Origin of the sequence: Streptomyces sp. NPDC101776, from assembly GCF_044766845.1 — a bacterium.
Taxonomy (GTDB): domain Bacteria; phylum Actinomycetota; class Actinomycetes; order Streptomycetales; family Streptomycetaceae; genus Streptomyces.
Genome location: NZ_JBIWMV010000060.1, coordinates 1 through 1,768, shown reverse-complemented (window position 1 = coordinate 1,768; position 1,768 = coordinate 1). Strand labels below are relative to the sequence as shown.

Genomic DNA, 1,768 nt, shown 5'->3' with positions numbered 1-1,768 from the left:
CTAGTGCTCTGACCGGGATGGTTCACCGGGTCGCGGTTCGCGTCGGTGGGCGTGGGGCCGGTTGGATGTGAGCCGACAGGCTGTCCAACAGGTGGAGGCGTGGTGGCAGAGCCCGTTCGAGTCCGCAGGCTGACCGATCAGGAAGGGCAGCGGCTGCAGCAGATCGTGCGCCGGGGCAGCACCAGTTCGGTGCGCTACCGGCGGGCGATGATGCTGCTGGCCTCGGCGGGCGGGAATCGCGTGCCGGTGATCGCACAGCTGGTGCAGGCCGACGAGGACACGGTCCGCGATGTGATCCACCGGTTCAACGAGATCGGCCTGGCCTGCCTGGACCCTCAGTGGGCGGGAGGCCGTCCCCGCCTGCTCAGCCATGACGAAGAGGACTTCGTCGTGGCGACGGCCACCACCCGCCCGGCCAAGCTCGACCAGCCCTTCACCCGCTGGTCGTTACGGAAACTCGTCGCCTACCTGCGCCGTATCCACGGCCGGATGATACGCATCGGCCGCGAGGCATTGCGCTGCCTACTCGCCCGGCGCGGCATCACCTTCCAGCGGACCAAGACCTGGAAGGAGTCCACCGATCCCGAGCGCGACGCCAAGCTGGACCGCATCGAGCACGTCCTGGAGCACTTCCCCGACCGCACCTTCGCGTTCGACGAGTTCGGCCCGCTGGGCATCCGCCCCACCGGTGGGTCCTGCTGGGCCGGGCGGGGCCACCCCAACCGCGTCCCTGCGACTTACCACCGCACTCACGGGGTGACCTACTTCCACGGCTGTTACTCGGTCGGCGACGACACCCTGTGGGGCGTCAACCGTCGCTACAAGGGAGCCGTGAACTCCCTGACCGCGCTGAAGTCGATCCGTGCGGCGCGCCCGGACGGCGCTCCGATCTACGTGATCATGGACAACCTCTCTGCGCACAAGGGCACCAAGATCCGCGCGTGGGCGAAGAAGAACAAGGTGAAGCTGTGCTTCACTCCGACCAACGCCTCCTGGGCCAACCCCATCGAGGCCCACTTCGGACCGCTGCGGCAGTTCACCCTGGCCAACTCCCACCATCCGAACCACACCGTCCAGACCCGGGCCCTGCACGCCTACTTGCGCTGGCGCAATGCGAACGCCCGCCACCCGGACGTCCTGGCCGCCCAACGCAAAGAGCGGGCCCGCATCCGCAGCGAGAAAGGCATCCGATGGGGCGGGCGTCCCGCCGCGGGCGCCGCCTGAACGGTGCTACACCTGCTCTTGGTAGACCCTGATCTCGGCCGGCTTGAATGCACGGATCACCGTCCAAACCGATCGGTGGCCCAGCCCCTCCGCCCACCGATCGAGATCGTCTTCGGTGTCGTGGAAGAACCACGACACGAAGCTTCCAAGGGCCTGCAGACCTGGAGTGAGTCCGTAACGCAACTCGCAGTGCACTTGTACGTAGTGGTCGTGATCGCCGTCACCGTTGTGGACCTCGAACTGCCGCGCAAGGTCAAGCGTGAACGTCGCTGGGCCGTCGAACGAGTAGGTCCCGTACTGGAACAGAAGGCCGTCGGCATCGTTCGAGTCCGGTGTGTCGAAGCGCAGCCGACCGAAGCGGATGAACGCACGCCAGGCACCTTCCGTGCCCAGCTCCGAGAGCGCCCGCTGCCCGGTCCGCAACTCGCTCTCAAACAGGCCCACGGCCTCGTCCGTCGACCATCGCGCCGACACTCTGCCCCCTCGTTCATCGAGAAGGCCCAGCCTATTTCAACCGGCGAACCTTCCCGGTCAGAGCACTAGC

2 protein-coding genes are annotated in these 1,768 nt (G+C 67.0%); one reads left to right on the top strand and one right to left on the bottom strand.

Annotation, left to right across the window (positions count from 1 at the left end; all coding sequences use genetic code 11):
* Nucleotides 1-102 precede the first annotated feature (102 nt).
* On the top strand, nucleotides 103-1,224 hold the full coding sequence (locus ACIRRY_RS51785; RefSeq protein WP_403988144.1) for an IS630 family transposase: 1,122 nt from the start codon (nucleotides 103-105) through the stop codon (nucleotides 1,222-1,224).
* A 6-nt stretch (nucleotides 1,225-1,230) separates the two neighbouring features.
* On the opposite strand, the gene ACIRRY_RS51780 is transcribed toward ACIRRY_RS51785, so the two are convergent.
* Nucleotides 1,231-1,668 (bottom strand): hypothetical protein, encoded by a 438-nt coding sequence (locus ACIRRY_RS51780; protein ID WP_403988141.1) that lies wholly within the window; start codon nucleotides 1,666-1,668, stop codon nucleotides 1,231-1,233.
* Nucleotides 1,669-1,768 lie beyond the last annotated feature (100 nt).